Origin of the sequence: Salinivibrio sp. IB643 (assembly GCF_001996105.1) — a bacterium.
GTDB classification, from domain to species: Bacteria; Pseudomonadota; Gammaproteobacteria; order Enterobacterales; family Vibrionaceae; genus Salinivibrio; species Salinivibrio costicola.
The window spans coordinates 220539-239012 of sequence record NZ_MUFF01000006.1 but is presented as its reverse complement, the minus strand read 5'-3'; the positions used below and the strand labels follow the sequence as shown (position 1 = coordinate 239012).

15 protein-coding genes and 2 tRNA genes are annotated in these 18474 nt (G+C 49.4%); 12 read left to right on the top strand and 5 right to left on the bottom strand.

Annotated elements, in window-relative coordinates:
* Positions 1-124: 124 nt before the first annotated feature.
* Complete coding sequence (locus tag BZG77_RS04740) at positions 125-1795, bottom strand: ABC transporter substrate-binding protein (RefSeq protein ID WP_077646396.1); 1671 nt, start codon at positions 1793-1795, stop codon at positions 125-127.
* A 1177-nt stretch (positions 1796-2972) separates the two neighbouring features.
* Between BZG77_RS04740 and BZG77_RS04735 the strand changes: the two genes are divergently transcribed.
* Positions 2973-3545, top strand: a complete 573-nt coding sequence (locus BZG77_RS04735; RefSeq protein ID WP_077646395.1) for an LON peptidase substrate-binding domain-containing protein — start codon at positions 2973-2975, stop codon at positions 3543-3545.
* 213 nt (positions 3546-3758) lie between these two features.
* Positions 3759-4751: a uridine diphosphate-N-acetylglucosamine-binding protein YvcK gene (yvcK, locus tag BZG77_RS04730; RefSeq protein ID WP_077646394.1), complete on the top strand. Its 993-nt coding sequence runs from the start codon at positions 3759-3761 to the stop codon at positions 4749-4751.
* Here the strand turns inward: yvcK and BZG77_RS04725 are convergent.
* The 3 genes from BZG77_RS04725 to uvrB all read right to left on the bottom strand — a co-directional run bounded on the left by BZG77_RS04725 (position 4698) and on the right by uvrB (position 8874).
* Positions 4698-5057 (bottom strand): Hpt domain-containing protein, encoded by a 360-nt coding sequence (locus tag BZG77_RS04725; RefSeq protein WP_077646393.1) that lies wholly within the window; start codon positions 5055-5057, stop codon positions 4698-4700. The two genes, yvcK and BZG77_RS04725, sit on opposite strands and share 54 nt — an antisense overlap.
* Positions 5058-5070: 13 nt before the next feature.
* Positions 5071-6534 carry a quorum-sensing sigma-54 dependent transcriptional regulator LuxO gene (gene luxO, locus BZG77_RS04720; protein WP_241844098.1) on the bottom strand — a complete coding sequence of 488 codons (1464 nt, stop codon included), beginning with the start codon at positions 6532-6534 and terminating at the stop codon, positions 5071-5073.
* Between the two features lie 312 nt (positions 6535-6846).
* Complete coding sequence (uvrB, locus tag BZG77_RS04715; protein WP_077646391.1) at positions 6847-8874, bottom strand: excinuclease ABC subunit UvrB; 2028 nt, start codon at positions 8872-8874, stop codon at positions 6847-6849.
* Between the two features lie 646 nt (positions 8875-9520).
* Between uvrB and BZG77_RS04710 the strand changes: the two genes are divergently transcribed.
* From BZG77_RS04710 to gloA, 10 genes are all read left to right on the top strand, one after another.
* Positions 9521-9596 (top strand) — tRNA-Asn (locus BZG77_RS04710).
* A 36-nt stretch (positions 9597-9632) separates the two neighbouring features.
* A tRNA-Asn gene (locus tag BZG77_RS04705) sits at positions 9633-9708 on the top strand.
* Between the two features lie 319 nt (positions 9709-10027).
* On the top strand, positions 10028-10612 hold the full coding sequence (rsxA, locus tag BZG77_RS04700) for an electron transport complex subunit RsxA (protein WP_077646390.1): 585 nt from the start codon (positions 10028-10030) through the stop codon (positions 10610-10612).
* Entirely contained in the window at positions 10609-11184 is a 576-nt protein-coding gene (gene rsxB / locus BZG77_RS04695; protein WP_077646389.1) for an electron transport complex subunit RsxB, read from the top strand. The genes rsxA and rsxB overlap by 4 nt, the downstream gene beginning before the upstream one ends.
* Positions 11184-13781: an electron transport complex subunit RsxC gene (gene rsxC / locus BZG77_RS04690; protein WP_077646388.1), complete on the top strand. Its 2598-nt coding sequence runs from the start codon at positions 11184-11186 to the stop codon at positions 13779-13781. Before rsxB ends, rsxC begins: the two co-directional genes overlap by 1 nt.
* Before the next feature lie 5 nt (positions 13782-13786).
* Entirely contained in the window at positions 13787-14866 is a 1080-nt protein-coding gene (gene rsxD, locus BZG77_RS04685) for an electron transport complex subunit RsxD (RefSeq protein WP_077646387.1), read from the top strand.
* Positions 14863-15501, top strand: a complete 639-nt coding sequence (gene rsxG, locus BZG77_RS04680; protein WP_077646386.1) for an electron transport complex subunit RsxG — start codon at positions 14863-14865, stop codon at positions 15499-15501. Before rsxD ends, rsxG begins: the two co-directional genes overlap by 4 nt.
* Positions 15498-16196 (top strand): electron transport complex subunit E, encoded by a 699-nt coding sequence (locus tag BZG77_RS14905; protein ID WP_274532595.1) that lies wholly within the window; start codon positions 15498-15500, stop codon positions 16194-16196. Before rsxG ends, BZG77_RS14905 begins: the two co-directional genes overlap by 4 nt.
* Positions 16197-16208: 12 nt before the next feature.
* Entirely contained in the window at positions 16209-16850 is a 642-nt protein-coding gene (gene nth, locus BZG77_RS14900; RefSeq protein WP_175993387.1) for an endonuclease III, read from the top strand.
* A gap of 44 nt (positions 16851-16894) precedes the next feature.
* Positions 16895-17311: a lactoylglutathione lyase gene (gene gloA / locus BZG77_RS04670; RefSeq protein ID WP_021022308.1), complete on the top strand. Its 417-nt coding sequence runs from the start codon at positions 16895-16897 to the stop codon at positions 17309-17311.
* A gap of 190 nt (positions 17312-17501) precedes the next feature.
* On the opposite strand, the gene motY is transcribed toward gloA, so the two are convergent.
* Complete coding sequence (gene motY, locus BZG77_RS04665) at positions 17502-18413, bottom strand: flagellar protein MotY (RefSeq protein ID WP_077646385.1); 912 nt, start codon at positions 18411-18413, stop codon at positions 17502-17504.
* Between the last annotated feature and the right edge of the window lie 61 nt (positions 18414-18474).

The following is an 18474-nucleotide window of genomic DNA, read 5'->3' as shown; positions in this document are numbered from 1 at the left end:
AAATACGAGCTGTTCCATGTTAGTTAAGCATCACAGCAAACGCTGCCTTGGGCATTTCCACAAACAGCGAAACCATCAGGGGAGTCGTAATAAACGACTCCCTTACTTAGCCGTGAATCAGGGATTACTCCGCTTTGATGTAAAGATCTTTGGAGAAGATCTTCTCTTCCGCGTTATTGGCAGGGAAGCCACCGACTTGGGGGCTAAGCAGACGCGCTTTTACATATTGATAAATAGGCGCAAGCGGCATGTCTTTTGCCATTTGGGCTTCTGCATCAAGGTATAGTTTGCTACGTTCCGCCTCGTCTGTGGTAGTCATCGCTTTTTGCATGATAGCGTCATAAGCTTGGCTATCGTAGTGCACACCACCAGCTGAATTAGAGCTTCGCATCAAGCTTAAGAAGGTCGACGCCTCGTTGTAATCACCACACCAGCCGGCACGGGCCACGTCAAAGTTACCCTCGTCTTTGGTGCTTAGGTAGGTTTTCCACTCTTGATTGTTCAGATCGACAGACACGCCGAGCTTGTCTTTCCACATTTGACCAATCGCAACGGCCAGTTTTTTGTGGTTTTCACTGGTGTTATACAGCAGTGAGAAATCAAGCGGATTATTTTCACTAAATCCTGCCTCTTTAAGCAAACGCTTCGCTTCCGCATCACGCTCTTCTTGGCTCATTTTGGCGTATTCTGGCAATTCAGGCTCAAATCCAGCAGTGATCTCTGGTGTTAAGAAGTACGCCGGTTTTTGGCCCTGACCCAGCAAGGCATCAGTGATCACGTTACGGTCAATCGCGTAAGACAGCGCCTTACGTACACGCACGTCATTAAAAGGTTCACGCTTGGTATTGAAGATGTAGTAATAGCTACACAGGTTACCCACGATTGAAAGATCCTCAGGATGTTCCTTTTTAAGACGACGGAAATGCTCGTTAGGGATCTCATACGTCATGTCGATTTCGCCGGCCAAGTAGCGGTTCATTTCCGATACTTGGTTTTCAATCGGCAAGAAAGTGACTTTGTCGAGTGTGGTATTGTCGTTATCCCAGTACTGCTCATTACGCGTTAATTCGATACGCTCGTTGATTACCCAGTTATCGACCACAAACGCGCCATTACCAACGAAGTTTTCTGGTTTGGTCCACTGATCACCATACTTTTCTACAGTCTCTTTATGGACTGGCTTCATGGTGGTGTGACCCATCATTTTCACCAAGTACGGAACCGCTGAGTCAAGCGTGATCTGTAACGTGTGATCGTCGAGTGCTTTAACCCCTAAGGTGTCTTTATCTTTTTCACCTTTGATAATGGCTTTGGCATTCTCCATGTGGGTATAACCCAGATACCATGAGTAAGGCGACGCCGTCATTGGGTCAGCGACACGTTTAAAGCTGTATTCAAAATCTTGTGCAGTGACGGGATCGCCGTTTGACCACTTGGCTTCATCGCGCAGGTAGAAGGTAAAGACTTTGTTATCTTTGTTTTCCCAGCGCTCAGCCACACCAGGAATCACATTACCGTCGGCGTCTTGGTTAACCAGGCCTTCGAGCAAGTCACGAATAACGTGAGATTCGGGTGTGCCTTGGGTCTTGTGCGGGTCAAGTGAAGCGACTTCCGCCCCATTACCACGAACGAGCTCTTGTACATCAGCAAGTTGGGGTTCGCCAGCAGCGGTTTCAGTTTTTTGTTCGGGGGCTGTTTGGGAGGTCTGTTTTTGCTCGGGTTCACTGCATCCTGCGAGAGCCAGAGAAAGGCCTGCGCCCATAAAAAGGGTTCGGGTGATCGTGTTTAACTTCATCGTGTAACTCCATAACAATCGCTATTGCATCCGTGACAATCGTCGCAGACGGCGGGAGCATCCATTTGCACAATTCAAGAAGCTGTACTACACCGTGCTGCGCGACTAAAGGCAAAACATACCAATCAATACTATGTTTTGCCATAAAACTGAAGTATTTTGCCATAAAATGAGATTAAAAACTTATCTTTCACTACACTTAAGTCACATAAAAAAAACGTTCAGCTGGTAAGACAAGGCAAATTTAGCGCTTTATTCATCACCAGTAACAAAAAACGGTACAAATTGCTGTTTATACTGAATCTGAGGACTTTGAGGCTAAGACTTCACTGGCTTACCGTTTAGTAAGCACACAAGCCTCTACCGAACGCTTTTACCTTAGTGGCTTTAACTAGCAAACCACATCAATGTTAATCAATTGTAACGAAGATAATAATCGCTATTTGTCAAAAAACTCAACATAAAAGCGCACGTGTGATGCCAGACAGGTATCAAGGTCACAAAATGGATGGTATTTCAGGTGATCGCTGCGGGAGGATATTTGCGGTGTCGTTCTCTCTGTATAGGCATGTTAGCGATTGCATCGACACGAGCCTGATGATGGTCATCTCAATGCCCACGCGGTTATCGGCGTTTTATCAACCAAATTTAAGAAGATTAACTGATAATAATTCGCTTTTTAGACGAAATACCAATATCGACCATTTTTTAACCAGATTATCTTGTTATTCATTGCTATCTCCCCCATCCTTGTACAAGTGGTGAGACGTTCCCTATCACCACCTTATTTTTCTTCCGACAAAAGAGTGACAAGCAAGACTATGAGACCACAAAGTTCAACCTCGCGCCCCCTGTGCGCACGCGTTCGCCATGGTTACAATCCATACAAAGGAAAAAAACCTCAGGTTAATCGCTAACGCGGTGTTGAAGTGACGATGCGTCAATCTAATAGCCTCCCATGTTGGAGGCTATTTTTTTAATTGCACAATACGCGATTGCACAATGCAGGTCATGAAGCGGATTTGCATTGCAAATTGCGATTTGTTCAACCGTTGGTTATGGCTTAAGCCGCTAGAAACGTGCCAACCCCCCGATACAGTTAAGTTTTAAAAAGTAGGCATCCCTTTTGCAGTATCTAGATTATTAGACCAAACCATTGCTCACCAGGGGGTGCACTATGGGACAATCAACACCCATTCTGTTCAACGATCGCCATATATTACCGGGTGGACGCATTCCTCTTCGGATCCCAACCGGAGAAGCGTTGCAAACACTGGTCTTTGCCTTAAAACACGGTCTGCCTTTGGGGGTGTGTATGGCAGAAAGCCAGGCTCAGCATCAGCAGGTTAATATTGGTACCTTTATCGAGATTGAAGATTACACCCGCAGTCAAGAGGATGGATGTTTAGTTGTCACTGCCCGCGGCATTGCGCGTTTTGCGATTCGAGCGTTCAACTACCAGCATGATGAGATGTTATTCGCCACGGTGAGTCCTCTCCCGCGCTGGCCTGACTGTCACGTCGATAAGCAAAGCGAGCCACTGGTCGAGCGCTTACAATCCATGTTTGAGCGCCACCCAGAGCTACAAAGCATGCATCGTGAGGCAGAGTTCTCCAATTTAACCTGGTTATGTCAACGCTGGTTAGAGCTGTTACCGCTGCCAACTGATGAAAAACAAGCATTAATGGCCAATAACTCTTGTGTCGCGACACGCGATTACCTGCTGAGTATGATGCAGGATCCTCACTAGATAGAGGACGATGCTTTCTGTGCTGCTTTGCCAATTGCGCCCATTTTTCTGTCTTTTTTAGGGTGAGGGATAATGCGCTGCGTTATCCCGTTTTTTCACTTTTTATCGTACTTTTCTTCCCTTGCTCACATTTTCTCACCAAGCGTTTCTTCTTAATTCGGACGATTMAGGTAACATTAGCGTAATTTTTCTGTCTGTTTAGGTCTCTCGGCAATGCGCCACCCAACGCTTTCTGATCCAGCGATTTCCCACCAAACTGTGTCTGATCAAGATCGATCAGCGCAAAGATCGTCTCACCAAGCAAACGTGACGTCTTCAACACGTATTGTCGCCCTTGGCGGCGGGCATGGCTTAGGGCGAGTATTATCTGCATTAAGTGAGCATGGAAATCGCGTGACCGGCATTGTCACCACGACAGATAACGGTGGATCAACGGGCCGTATTCGCGCCTGCCAGGGAGGAATAGCCTGGGGTGATATTCGTAATTGCTTGAATCAATTAATTACCGAACCATCAGTGGGCTCTATGCTGTTCGAATACCGATTTAAAGGCAAAGGCGAATTGAATGGGCATAATTTAGGCAATTTAATCCTGACGGCGCTCGATAATTTATCCGTTCGCCCCTTAGAAGCGATTCAGCTGATTCGCGATCTATTAGATGTACGTCCGCATCTTCTGCCGATGTCTGAACACCCTGCAGAATTAGCCGCATTAACGGCCGATGAAGAAACCGTCGCGGGGGAAACACACATTGATGAGCTCTCTACGCCTCCCACTCGTTTATTTCTCTCACCAACCGTACCGGCCACACGTGAAGCCATGGATGCAATTGCACAGGCAGACATGATACTGCTCGGCCCCGGCAGTTTTTTAACCAGTGTCATGCCACCTTTATTGGTTCCCGAATTGGGACGAGCGCTTAAGCACACGCAGGCAAAAATTGTTTTTATCCGTAATTTAGGCAAAGAAATCGGTCCGGCGGGCGAGATGTCTCTCGATACCATGTTGGCGTGGTGCGAACGTGCGATGGGAGGCAAAAAGGTTGATGTTATACTCGGAGAGAAAAGCGCGACACAGCTTGACCCAGACTATCAACAAAAAGAGGCCGAACTGGCCTCTTCAAATCATCATTGGCGTCACGACAGGGATAAGCTACGTCAAGCTATTGATGAAGTCCTGCTCGACTGCCATCTCCCGATAAGTTGACGCCGTCCCTTGCAGCATTTCGGTGAGCTCATCCAAGTGATGTGACATCCACTCGCGCTGGCCTTGCTTAACACGCGATTCGCACTCGCGCGCCATTTCGGCTAAATCATCAGCACCAAAACTGGCGGCACTGCTTTTAATCGCATGGCTGATTTCACGGATTTGCTCAATTGATGGCGAGCCAACCAGTTGAGAGTGATACTGGGATAATTCATCACTAAATACAGTGAGCAAAACGGTCACCGTATCCTCTCCCACTTCTAACGCCAATCGACGTAATGTTTCGGTATTTACTGTGGTGGCCATACATCGGTTCCTATCATTCATTCGCCGCCGTTTTTTGCCAGGCTTGCAGTTTTCGGTACAAAGTTGAAGGGCTAACTTCGAGTAACCCGGCCGCTTGCGGGATATTGCCATTGCACACATCGATCGCCGCTTCAATGGCGCGCTTTTCGGTTTTCCATAAAGGCTCGACATCCGCTTTACTCAACGACGATGGCGTTAAATCTGGTGATTCTTGCGCCACCAGGTGATTCGGCGAAAAAGTACTCGTCGTGAGTTCAGACCCCGCGTTATGCTGCGGTGATGCAATTTCGGCACCAGAAATGCGATTCACAGGAGAAGGAAGCATTTCTTTGCTGACTTCTTCACCATTATGCAGCACGACGATGTTGCGAATTACATTTTGCAATTGACGAACGTTACCCGGCCAGTCATAACGCAGCAGGAGATCGACTACCTCATCACTGAAGCGACAAAAATCTTTACCCTCCTCTGCAGAAAATACAGCGAGCAAGGCATTGGCAATCGCGAGCACATCGTCACCGCGTGTACTTAAAGGCGGCAGTTCAAGTGGGATCACGTGCAGACGATAATAGAGGTCTTCACGAAACTTTCCTTGCTGAACCTGAAGCCAAGGATCTTGGTTGGTTGCACAAACAAATCGAACATCCACGTTTTTAACATGCGAAGAACCGACTTTTTGAAAACTCCCCGTTTGAATGAAACGTAGTAATTTGGATTGCAAATCCATATCCATTTCGCAAATTTCATCTAAAAAGAGGGTACCGCCATGCGCCATTTCTGCCGCCCCTTCACGCTCAGCCGCCGCACCGGTAAACGCGCCTTTGACATGGCCAAACAGCTCACTTTCAATCAGATCTTTGGGAATAGCGGCACAATTTAATGCAACAATAGGCTTATTACTGCGGGTGCTGGCCGCATGAATGGCCTCGGCACAGACTTCTTTCCCGGTGCCACTTTCACCGGTAATAAAAACAGTCGCTTTGCTGGGGGCGGCGGATTCAATCACGCGGTAAACCGCTTGCATCGGTAAGCTACTGCCTATGAAGCCATGATATTCGCTTTCGTGCCTGCTGGTGTTGGATTGATGGCTGGATTTAGGCTTGAGCGACTTATTCACCGTGACGCGTAATTGATCCGCCTCACAAGGCTTAATTAAGAAATCATTGGCGCCATGGCGTATCGCGTCGACTGCCGCGTCAATCGACCCATGAGCGGTCATAATGATCACCGGCAAGCTTGGCGCGACAGCACGGACTTTTGCCAGCACATCAATCCCTGACATATCGGGCAGACGAAGATCCAGAATAATCAACGTGAGTTGGTCGCCTTCTTGTTCAAACAAAGTCAACGCATCCTGCCCTTTGCCCACAATGGTGACATCGACATCCAAGGGATTTAAATACGATTTGTATAACGCCGCGACCGACGCTGTATCTTCCACCATCAATATTCGTTTATTGGGTGACAGTGCTGGCATTTATCCTCCAAGAATCATATCGCTGCCTGTGGTCTTCATAGAGCCTATAATATTCATTGGCTTAATTGCACGAGCGTATGCGAAATGCGTTGCATTATGCAATAATTTCCCACATTGTATCTTTGCTCGTGGCTTAAAACCACACGTTTTGTCGATGTAATCGCCTTTTTAATTTTTGGCACGCCAAATGCATCCTATTGTGTGACCCTTAGGGGTCACCTAGCCAACTGACGTTGTTTGTGAGTTATTACTCACTGAAACACTGTAGCCAACCTGACTCTTAGGTTGGCTTTTTTTTATCTAACTTTTTATCTAACTGTTGGCAATAAACTGCTCGCGCAGCCCCTGGAGCTGATCGCGCAATTGTGCAGCCGTTTCAAACTCAAGGTTTTGTGCCGCTTCTAACATTTGGCTTTCAAGCTTTTTAATTTCCGCATCAATCGCTTGCGGGGATTTCAGTACATAATCTGCATCTGGCTCGGCAACAGCACGTAACGACTTCGCGGACGATTTGTTCGCCTTGCTTCGCTTACCGGTACCGATTTCCATCACATCCATCACTTTTTTGTTCAATTTCTGCGGTGTGATGCCATGCTCCTCATTGTAAGCCACTTGCTTGACGCGACGCCGCTCGGTTTCATCAATCGCACGCTTCATCGATTTAGTGATCCGATCGCCATATAAAATGGCTTTACCGCGCAGGTTACGCGCAGCACGACCTATGGTTTGAATCAGCGAGCGTTCAGAGCGCAAGAAACCTTCTTTATCAGCATCCAAAATAGCAACCAAAGAGACTTCTGGCATATCTAGCCCCTCTCGTAGCAGGTTGATCCCCACCAAGACATCAAACTCGCCAAGCCGTAAATCGCGAATGATCTCCATGCGTTCAACCGTATCAATGTCAGAGTGCAGATAGCGCACGCGCACATCGTGCTCTTGCATATATTCGGTTAGGTCTTCGGCCATACGCTTGGTTAATGTGGTCACAAGCACCCGTTCATTCCGTTCACGCCGGGCACGTACTTCTGAGAGTAAATCATCGACCTGAGTCGCGACCGGGCGCACTTCAATTTCAGGGTCAGTAAGCCCCGTCGGTCTCACCACTTGATCGATGATGTCTGACCCTGATTTCTCTTGCTCATAATTGCCTGGTGTCGCCGAGACATAAACTGTCTGTGGAGCGAGTGCTTCAAACTCATCAAACTTAAGTGGCCGGTTATCCAACGCCGACGGTAAGCGAAACCCATAATCGACCAGTGTTTCTTTACGTGATCGATCGCCTTTGTACATGGCACCAATCTGAGACACAGTCACGTGAGATTCGTCGATAATCAGCAAGCCATCAGCCGGCAAATAATCAAATAGTGTCGGCGGCGGCTCGCCTTGAGCCCGGCCACTCAAATAACGTGAATAGTTTTCAATCCCGGAACAATATCCCAGCTCATTCATCATCTCGATATCAAACTGCGTGCGCTGAGTTATCCGCTGCTCTTCCAACAACTTGTTATTTTCAAGCAGCGTTTTTTTTCGATCAGCGAGCTCCACTTTTATCTGCTCAACCGCTTCCAAGATACGCTCTCGCGGGGTGACATAATGCGTTTTGGGGTAAATGGTACAGCGTGGCATATCTTTGACGCTGACTTGACCGGTCAATGGGTCAAAAACGCTAATGGTTTCAACTTCGTCATCGAAAAGCTCAACTCGGATCGCGTCTTTGTCTGATTCGGCGGGGAAAATATCAATCACTTCACCGCGAACTCGGAATGTGCCGCGCTCAAATGCCAGATCATTACGGGTATATTGGAGTTCCGCGAGACGCTGTAAAACAGTACGCTGATCCAGAATATCACCGCGTCGGATATGTAACATCATTTTCAGATACGCGTCGGGATCCCCCAAGCCGTAAATGGCCGATACCGACGCCACAATGACGACATCACGCCGCTCCATTAAGGCCTTAGTTGCCGAAAGCCGCATTTGTTCAACCTGATCATTGATTGACGCGTCTTTTTCGATAAAGGTGTCGGTTGAAGGCACATAGGCCTCTGGTTGATAGTAGTCGTAGTAAGAAACGAAATACTCCACCGCGTTATCCGGGAAAAACTCACGCATTTCACCATATAACTGAGCCGCTAGGGTTTTATTGGGCGCCAGTATCATCGTGGGTCGATTCAGTTCCGCAATCACATTGGCCATCGTGAATGTTTTACCTGAGCCCGTTACCCCCAATAATGTTTGATGCGCGAGCCCCGCATCGAGCCCCTCACATAATCGGTGAATGGCTTCAGGCTGATCGCCCGATGGTTGAAAAGCAGAATGCAGCGAAAACGTTTTACTCATGAGGCTGTCCTGTTGGGTCGTCTGACCAAGTCATCTTATTGTCCTGACTCACCTGACGGAGTCAACGACTCTGACTGCTTACTGGTTGCGTGTAAAATGCGATCTTTTTCGCGTAGAGTTCTTGATCTGAAAATCGGACCTAGGTAATCTACCGGTCCTCTTTTGGAACCCTTACCCCTCCTTCCCGCAAAAAAATCGCAACATTCAATGATCATCACTGTATTTATCCCCGATACTCAATGACTGACGAAAAAACAACCTGTGCATAATATTGACATTCCGCTTTCGTCATACTCGCGCACTCTCACCCATAAAAAATCAATAAAATCATAATCATAAAAACAAAAAACAATTTCTTGATTATCGATGTTTTGCATAAAATCAATCATGTAGCGAGTTTATCAAGATTCACACACATGGTTATCCACAGAATCTGTGGGTAACCACTGAAAGCCCTTGCCTTACTGAGGTGAATAAAAGTCAAGTCCAAGTTCGCATCAATGCTTAATCGATCGCCATTGTGGTGCTTTTATCAACGCCAACGGCTAGCTTTTCAGCAGTCAGTTGAAAAGATGGATTTTCTTAGGGTTGATGAGTTGACACTTTTTCAGGGGCTCGCTAAGATTCGCCCCGTTCTCAAGGCAATTCCCCCATAGTTCAGTTGGTAGAACGGCGGACTGTTAATCCGTATGTCACTGGTTCGAGTCCAGTTGGGGGAGCCAACCTTGAAATCAAAAAGAATACATCAGTAAATCGATTCCCCCTTAGTTCAGTTGGTAGAACGGCGGACTGTTAATCCGTATGTCGCAGGTTCGAGTCCCGCAGGGGGAGCCACTTCCTTCGTTTTAATTCTACTCTTTCCAAGTCACTGTCTGATCTGCTTCGCAGATTATGTCGCTATTCAACCAAACGCTATTTAACCAACGTTGACTGAGCTGTCTGCTTAGACTTGACTATTCTCTCCCTCGAAACAGCATTCTCATATTGATCGCCCCTTCTGTTCTACCACTACCCTGTACTAAGCCGGTCGCAAATCAAGCGTCACTGATAGCTTACAGCGGATCAGGCAAAAACCCTGCTTGATGGCGGTTGTTATAGCCGCTTCAAAGGTCGATAATAGGCAGATCACAAAAACACTAAATGATTAAATAGCATGGTTGAGTATTTGTTGCTATTAGTGGGCACTGTCTTGGTCAATAACTTCGTTCTGGTGGAGTTTTTGGGCCTGTGTCCATTTATGGGCGTATCAAAAAAACTAGAGACAGCGATTGGCATGGGCTTAGCCACAACCTTTGTGCTGACCCTGGCATCGGTGAGCTCGTACCTGGTTGAAACCTATATCCTCATTCCGTTAGATCTTAGCTACTTGCGTACACTGAGCTTTATCCTGGTCATTGCCGTGGTCGTGCAGTTCACTGAGATGGTGGTACACAAAACCAGCCCTACGTTACACCGGTTATTGGGCGTTTTCTTGCCACTGATCACCTCAAACTGCGCGGTATTGGGTGTTGCTTTGCTCAACGTAAAACAGCAGCACAGCTTTATTGAATCCATCATTTATGGTTTTGGTGCGGCTTGTGGTTTCTCGCTGGTATTGATTCTATTTGCCGCAATGCGCGAGCGTATTGCCGCGGCTGATGTGCCGGCTCCCTTCCGGGGCGCGTCTGTTGCTATGATCACCGCAGGTCTGATGTCGCTCGCCTTTATGGGCTTTACTGGATTGGTGACCTTATCATGAGTGGAATCGTGATCGCAGTGATTGTTATCGCTGCCCTCGCCGCTATTTTCGGCGCAATTCTTGGTTTTGCCTCGATCCGCTTTAAAGTCGAGGCCGATCCCCTTGTCGATCAAATTGATGCCATCCTGCCACAAACGCAATGTGGCCAATGTGGTTATCCTGGTTGTCGACCCTATGCCGAAGCGATTGCTAATGGCGATGAAATCAATAAATGTCCCCCTGGCGGGCAACAAACCATCGAGAGCCTCGCCAACCTGATGGGCGTTGAAGCGACAGAATTGGCGCATGATGAAGAAAAAAGCATCAAAACCGTTGCCTTTATCCACGAAGAAGACTGCATTGGCTGCACTAAGTGTATTCAAGCGTGTCCTGTTGATGCGATTGTCGGTAGCACCAAAGCCATGCATACCGTGATTGAACAAGATTGCACTGGGTGCGATCTCTGTGTAGCACCCTGTCCGACCGATTGCATTGAAATGATCCCCGTCCAGGACACACCAGAAACCTGGAAGTGGCAGCTCGACCAAATTCCGGTAGTAAACATAACCGACAATCAGGGGGCACGCGCCTGATGGAAAGTCTCATTGAACAAATTAAACACGGTCAGATCTGGGATTTTCACGGCGGTATTCATCCACCCGAGCACAAAACCCAATCTAACCAAAACGCGATTCTTGAGCACATACTGCCATCTGAACTGGTTATTCCGTTAAAACAACATATTGGCAGTAAAGGCAAACTACTCGTTAGCCAAGGCGATCAGGTCCTCGCAGGACAAGCTCTCACCGAAACCGACATTCAGCAATGTGTGCCGGTGCATGCGCCAACCTCAGGCACCGTGATTGCAATTGAAGATAGAACCATCGCCCACCCTTCTGGGTTATCCGATCGCTGTGTTGTAATTCAACCGGACGGTAACAATACATGGGGCGCAAAACCCGCTTTTGCTGAGTATCACACCCAAACACCTGAGCGCCTGATTGATCATATTCGCGCAATGGGCATTGCGGGAATGGGGGGAGCGGGTTTCCCTACCGCCCGTAAACTACAAACCGGCCTCGCACGAACCGAGATACTGATCATCAACGCCGCCGAGTGTGAGCCTTATATCACCGCCGACGATCGCTTGATGCAAGATTGCGCCGATGAAATCGTCGCGGGCATCCAAATTCTCAACCACATTGTGAAGCCAAAACTGGCGGTGATTGGTATTGAAGATAACAAGCCCGAGGCGATTGCTGCGTTAAATGCCGCTGTCGACGCGGTTGAGGACGACATCCTCATTCAAGTGGTGCCGACCAAATACCCATCAGGGGGTGAAAAACAGCTCATCCAACTGATCACAGGAAAAGAGGTACCGGCCAAAGCCTTTCCGGCCAGCATCGGCGTGTTGATGCAAAATATTGGCACCACATACGCGATTAAGCGCGCCGTGCTAGACGGTGAGCCGCTTATCAAGCGCGTGGTAACCCTGACCGGGAAAACGCTCAAAACCCAGCAAAACCGCTGGGCATTATTGGGCACGCCGATTGGCGAACTATTAGCTCAGCACGGCTATAAAGCGGATAAAAAACAGCCACGGGTGATTATTGGCGGCCCGATGATGGGCTTTACGGTGCCTCACGCCAAGGTGCCCATCACCAAAACGACTAACTGTGTGTTGGTGCCAACCCGCAAAGAAATAGCACCAGCCAAACAAGAAATGGCCTGTATTCGGTGCAGTGCCTGTGCTGATGTGTGCCCCGCGCATCTTCTCCCGCAGCAGCTGCAGTGGTACGCGAAAGATCAAGACTATGACAAATGCCAAGACTACGATCTATTTGATTGTATTGAATGTGGCGCGTGTGCCTACGTCTGTCCTAGTGAGATTCCGCTGGTGCAATATTATCGCCAAGCCAAAGCCGAAATCCGCGAGATTGAAGCAGAAAAAGAGGCGGCCGAACGGGCGCGCCAACGCTTTGAAGCCAAAAAAGCGCGGATGGAACGAGAAAAACAAGAGCGAGAAGAAAAACACCGCCAAGCAGCGGAACGTCGCAAACAAGCCGCACAGCAAAATGCCGGCTCTGGCAATGCCTTAAACGCTGCAGTTGAACGGGTGAAGGCGAAAAAAGCGGCGCAATCGGCCGATAACAACGTGAAACCTGCAGTCGCCGCTGCGATTGCACGCGCAAAAGCCAAGCAAGCCGAGGCAGCGAAATCCGGCAGTGATGAGCCAGATAACAGTGAAATGATGAAGTTGCGCGAGGAGCGCAAACGACAAGCCCGAGCGCGTAAGGCGGCGAAAGAGACGCAAAAACCCGCGCAAGCCATAGCGTCGCAGGCAGGATCAGAAAACACTGACAACCAAGGTGGTAAAAAAGACGCCGTAGCGGCTGCCGTTGCCCGCGCCAAGGCCCGAAAAGCCGCTCAGCAAAGTGAATCAAGCACTGATTCCTCGGCTTCAACTGAAAGCCAAACCGCAACAGCCAACAAMACGTCAGACACTGGCGAGGCCAGCGATAAAAAAGCCGCTGTCGCCGCTGCCGTTGCCCGTGCTAAGGCCCGTAAAGCGGCGCAACAAGGCGAATCAAGCGCTGATACATCGGCTTCAACTGAAAGCCAAACCGCAACAGCCCACAACACGTCAGACACTGGCGAAGCCAGCGATAAAAAAGCCGCTGTCGCCGCTGCTGTTGCTCGTGCCAAGGCCCGAAAAGCCGCTCAGCAAGGCGAATCAAGCGCTGATTCGTCGGCTTCAACTGAAAGCCAAACCGCAACAGCCCACAACACGTCAGACACTGGCGAAGCCAGCGATAAAAAAGCCGCTGTCGCCGCTGCCGTTGCCCGTGCTAAGGCCCGCAAAGCGGCACAACAAGGCGAATCAAGCGCTGATTCATCGGCTTCACCTGAAAGCCAAACCGCAACAGCCAACAAAACGTCAGACACTGGCGAAGCCAGCGATAAAAAAGCCGCTGTCGCCGCTGCCGTTGCCCGTGCTAAGGCCCGTAAAGCGGCGCAACAAGGCGAATCAAGCGCTGATTCATCGGCTTCAACTGAAAGCCAAACCGCAACAGCCAACAAAACGTCAGACACTGGCGAAGCCAGCGATAAAAAAGCCGCTGTCGCCGCTGCCGTTGCCCGTGCTAAGGCCCGTAAAGCCGCTCAACAAACACAAGATAATAAGGAATAATCGACGTGGCGTTTTTCATTGCAAGTTCACCACACGCCCACAATAAGCGCTCCACCAGCCATATTATGCTGACCGTTCTCCTGTGCGCATTACCAGGACTCGCGGCACAGTGGTATTTCTTTGGATGGGGGGTATTAATCCAGCTAACGCTCGCCGTGTTAACCGCCTGGACAACAGAAGCACTGGTGATGCGGTTACGTCGCCGCCCGGTGATGGCCTATCTACGTGACAATAGCGCGCTGCTCACTGCATTTCTTTTGGCCGTCGCGATCCCCCCGATGGCACCTTGGTGGGTGATCGTAATTGGTACCGCGTTTTCTATCATCGTTGCCAAGCATATTTATGGCGGGCTGGGTCAAAACCTGTTTAATCCCGCCATGGTTGGCTATGTAGTACTGTTGATCGCATTTCCAATACAAATGACCACCTGGCTACCGCCCGAAAGCCTTGCCACCCATGCGTTAACGTTCGGTGATACCCTAGCCGCTATTTTCAGTGGCTATACGTTGGACGGTTTTAGTGTTAACCAACTCCGTATGACCGTCGATGGTGCAACTATGGCCACGCCACTGGACACCATAAAAACCGCATTAGCCGGCGGACAAACCGTCAGTGAGGCCTTGCAACAGCCTATATTTTCTGCCGTTGGTGGCAAAGGCTGGGCCTGGGTGAATACGCTGTATCTGCTCGGTGGTTTGGTATTGATTCAACGCGGTGTGATCAACTGGCATATTCCGGTTGCGGTACTCACCGCCTTATTAACAAGCTCACTGTTGGGCCACTTGATTGCGCCCGACCAGTTAGCGTCGCCGCTGATTCATTTGCTGTCTGGTGCGACCATGCTGGGGGCATTTTTCATCGCCACCGATCCGGTCTCCGCATCCACGACGGACAAAGGGCGCTTGTGGTTCGGCGGCCTCATTGGGGTGTTGGTGTACTTGATCCGTACTTGGGGTGGCTATCCCGACGGTGTCGCGTTTGCAGTGATTATCGCTAACTTATGCGTGCCTTTGATTGATTACTACACCAAACCGAGAACTTACGGCCATGCGAATAAGCGGGCAGAGAAGAAGTCACAGTCATGATTGAAACAATACGAAAACATGGGGGCATCTTGGCGATCGCAGCCCTCTTATCCACCGCATTAGTGGCGGTTACCAATGCGCTGACTGAAGACACGATAAAAGAGCAACAACAAATTCAGTTATCCAAAGCGCTCAATCAAGTGATCCCAAAGGCGCGCCATGATAATTCGCTTCACCAAAGCTGCCGCTTGGTGACAAACTCGGACGCACTCGGCACTGACGAAGCGCAACCTTTTTATGTTGGCACCTTGAACGATGAGGTGACCACGGTTGCCATTCAAACCATCGCCCCCAATGGCTACAATGGCGCGATAAAAGTGCTGATCGGGATGGATGCGACCAGTCATCAAGTCTTGGGCGTACGGGTCCTCGAGCACAATGAAACCCCAGGCCTGGGAGACAAAGTGAGCTTACGTGTGTCGGACTGGGTACAGAGCTTTAGCGGCAAGACAGTGATCAGTGAAGACGATAAACGCTGGGCGGTCAAAAAAGATGGCGGTCAGTTCGATCAGTTTACCGGTGCGACCATTACCCCCCGGGCGGTGGTTACCGCGGTAAAAAAAGCGGCTTGGTTTGTCAGCCAGCAACAAGCTACCTTGCTTAACCAACCTGTCAATTGCGGAGGTGCGTCGTGAACAGTGACCACAAAGCGCTGATGAAAAATGGCTTATGGAGCAACAACCCGGCCTTTGTGCAGCTGCTGGGGTTGTGTCCACTGCTGGCAGTCTCTGCCACCGTCACCAATGCGCTGGGCCTCGGCATTGCAACACTGGCTGTGCTAGTGGGTTCCAACTTAATCGTGTCGGTGATCCGAGAATGGGTGCCTAAAGAAGTGCGTATCCCAATTTTCGTGATGGTAATCGCCTCGTTGGTCACCTGTGTGCAATTGGTGATGAATGCCTATGCTTACGGCCTTTATCAGTCACTCGGGATCTTTATCCCCTTGATTGTCACCAACTGCATTATTATCGGCCGCGCTGAAGCCTTTGCCTCAAAAAACCCGGTTGGCTTATCGGTTAGTGRTGGTTTTTGGATGGGAACGGGCATGACCGCAGCGCTGGTGATACTCGGCGCGATTCGAGAGATTATTGGTAACGGCACCTTGTTTGATGGCGCCGATCTGTTACTCGGTGATTGGGCCTCGGTACTACGGATTGAAATTTTCCAATTCGATACCAAATTCTTATTGGCGATATTGCCACCCGGTGCATTTTTAGCGGTGGGCTTTTTGATCGCTCTGAAAAACATCATTGATACCCGTCTTGCCAGTAAGACAGAATCCGAGCAGAAACCAGTGATTGAACGTGCGCGGATCACCGGCAATCAGTGACGGGATAGGGAAATGAATAAAGAAAAACGACAACAGATTTTGGAGCGGCTGCGGGACAACAACCCAACACCGCAAACAGAGCTGCATTGGTCTACCCCTTTCGAGTTGTTGATTGCAGTGTTACTGTCTGCCCAAGCTACCGATGTAAGTGTCAATAAAGCGACCGATAAACTCTATCCGGTGGCCAACACTCCAGAGGGCTTATTGGCACTAGGTGTGGATGGGGTGAAGTCCTATATCAAAAACATCGGCCTGTTTAATTCCAAAGCCGAGAACGTGATTAAGACCTGTCGTGCGCTGATCGAACAGCACGGTGGTGAGGTGCCAGAAAGCCGCGAAGCGCTGGAGGCCTTACCCGGTGTCGGGCGAAAAACAGCCAATGTCGTGCTCAATACCGCATTTGGTTGGCCCACTATTGCGGTCGACACCCATATTTTTCGGGTCTCTAATCGCACCAAGTTTGCGATGGGTAAAAACGTCAATGACGTGGAAGAGAAACTGAACAAGGTGGTGCCCAAAGCGTTTAAGGTCGATGTGCACCATTGGCTTATTTTGCACGGACGCTATACCTGCCTGGCACGCAAACCCCGCTGTGGCAGTTGCATCATTGAAGATTTATGTGAGTATAAAGATAAAGTCTATCCAGACAGCTAACGCTATTTCAGGCGAGCACTGGCAAGTAATAAAGGAGCAACGTCATGTCTAACGGCAGAATTCTACACACCATGATCCGCGTCGGTGATCTCGATCGCGCAGTAAAATTTTACACCGACGTAATGGGTATGCGTTTGTTACGCACCAATGAAAACGAGCAGTATAAATATAGCTTGGCGTTTGTCGGTTACAGCGATGAGTCTGACGGTGCGGTGATCGAATTGACCTATAACTGGGGCGAATCGGAATACGATCACGGCAACGCCTTTGGTCATATTGCGATCGGTGTCGACGATGTTTACGCCACCTGTGATCAAATTCGCCAAGCCGGCGGCAATATCACTCGCGAGCCAGGCCCAGTAAAAGGTGGCAGCACTGAAATCGCTTTTGTCACCGACCCTGATGGTTATAAGCTCGAGCTTATTCAAAACAAGAGCGCGTCTGCTGGCCTAAACGGTTAACTGACACCTGCTCATGAAGGTCACCCGCTTAACAGTGTGAGCCTTGGTGATAGCGACATAGCCAAGACAACAAAGCCCTGCTTTAACCGCAGGGCTTTGTTATTTCTGTCGCTCGGAACTAAGGTTCGCTTTTGGTTTGTCATCCCACCTCGGCTGAACGTCCGCCTACTCGCTGAACGTTGACTGTGCCTTATAACAAGGTCCTTCCCAGAGAGATCACCACACGACGGTTTTTACTTCGGCCAATGGGATCCTCGTTATCGGCGACCGGCCGGCGCTCGCCATAGGCCTCAACGGTGATCCTGTCTTCAGGCAAGCCCAAAGAGGTAAAGTAGTCACGTAATTTCTTCGCCCGCCGCTCCGACATTTGTTGATTGGCGGCGCGTGTGCCTCGTGCATCGGAATAAGTGGCGACCAAAACCAAATCAATATCATTGCTATAGCGGACAAATTCGGCAATTTGGGTTAAGCGTTGGCGGCTCGCTTTGGTGAGTTCATCGCTGTTTTCTTGATAGCGCAATACGGTAAAGGAAATGTCCTCAAACGCGTAAGGCAATAAGGTATTTAAGCATTGGCTAAATTCTTGGTACGGTGCCCCAAACGCCACCGCAGAGAGGGCAACATCGATTTGACGCTGTTGGCGCCGCCAATCTTGAAAACTAAAGGTAGGAAAGCGACCTTCTTCCAATTCGCTCAACATCGACCAGGCCGTTTGGCCGCCGACATAACCATCAAACTGTTGGAAAAACTTAAGCTGGTCCATATATCGGGCCGGTTCACCGGGCATCCAATCGGCCGGCATGGATAGCAAAGATACCGGCGCTGTCTCACCCATAGGACGCTGCATCTCCAACTCGAAATCTACATTCATATCTTTGCTGGCGCGCGAGGTAAACGACGCGAGCCCGTATCCAGGGATATTATGCTGCAGGCGGCACTCGATCGGTGTATCTATGGTCACCGCCCAGTTCGACTCGCCAAGCGATGCGACATATTGCTTGTTTGCATAAACATTACCCGCACTCAATAGACCCACGGTGAGGGCCAGCGCGCCCGGCAACACATTATTAATCAGGCATGGCTTAAAAAGGCGAGACGCCATTCTGGACTCCGAACTTCGCATGAGGCTCTGCACAGGCTTTATGATCCTTGGAGTGGCATAT

Excerpts from the sequence above, each read along its gene's own strand:
- rsxG (WP_077646386.1), top strand. The coding sequence starts at position 14,863 with ATGATTGAAACAATACGAAAACATGGGGGCATCTTGGCGATCGCAGCC.
- luxO (WP_241844098.1), bottom strand. The coding sequence starts at position 6,534 with ATGCCAGCACTGTCACCCAATAAACGAATATTGATGGTGGAAGATACA.
- yvcK (WP_077646394.1), top strand. The coding sequence starts at position 3,759 with ATGCGCCACCCAACGCTTTCTGATCCAGCGATTTCCCACCAAACTGTG.
- gloA (WP_021022308.1), top strand. The coding sequence starts at position 16,895 with ATGTCTAACGGCAGAATTCTACACACCATGATCCGCGTCGGTGATCTC.
- BZG77_RS04735 (WP_077646395.1), top strand. The coding sequence starts at position 2,973 with ATGGGACAATCAACACCCATTCTGTTCAACGATCGCCATATATTACCG.
- uvrB (WP_077646391.1), bottom strand. The coding sequence starts at position 8,874 with ATGAGTAAAACGTTTTCGCTGCATTCTGCTTTTCAACCATCGGGCGAT.
- rsxA (WP_077646390.1), top strand. The coding sequence starts at position 10,028 with ATGGTTGAGTATTTGTTGCTATTAGTGGGCACTGTCTTGGTCAATAAC.
- BZG77_RS04725 (WP_077646393.1), bottom strand. The coding sequence starts at position 5,057 with ATGGCCACCACAGTAAATACCGAAACATTACGTCGATTGGCGTTAGAA.
- motY (WP_077646385.1), bottom strand. The coding sequence starts at position 18,413 with ATGGCGTCTCGCCTTTTTAAGCCATGCCTGATTAATAATGTGTTGCCG.
- nth (WP_175993387.1), top strand. The coding sequence starts at position 16,209 with ATGAATAAAGAAAAACGACAACAGATTTTGGAGCGGCTGCGGGACAAC.
- BZG77_RS04740 (WP_077646396.1), bottom strand. The coding sequence starts at position 1,795 with ATGAAGTTAAACACGATCACCCGAACCCTTTTTATGGGCGCAGGCCTT.
- rsxB (WP_077646389.1), top strand. The coding sequence starts at position 10,609 with ATGAGTGGAATCGTGATCGCAGTGATTGTTATCGCTGCCCTCGCCGCT.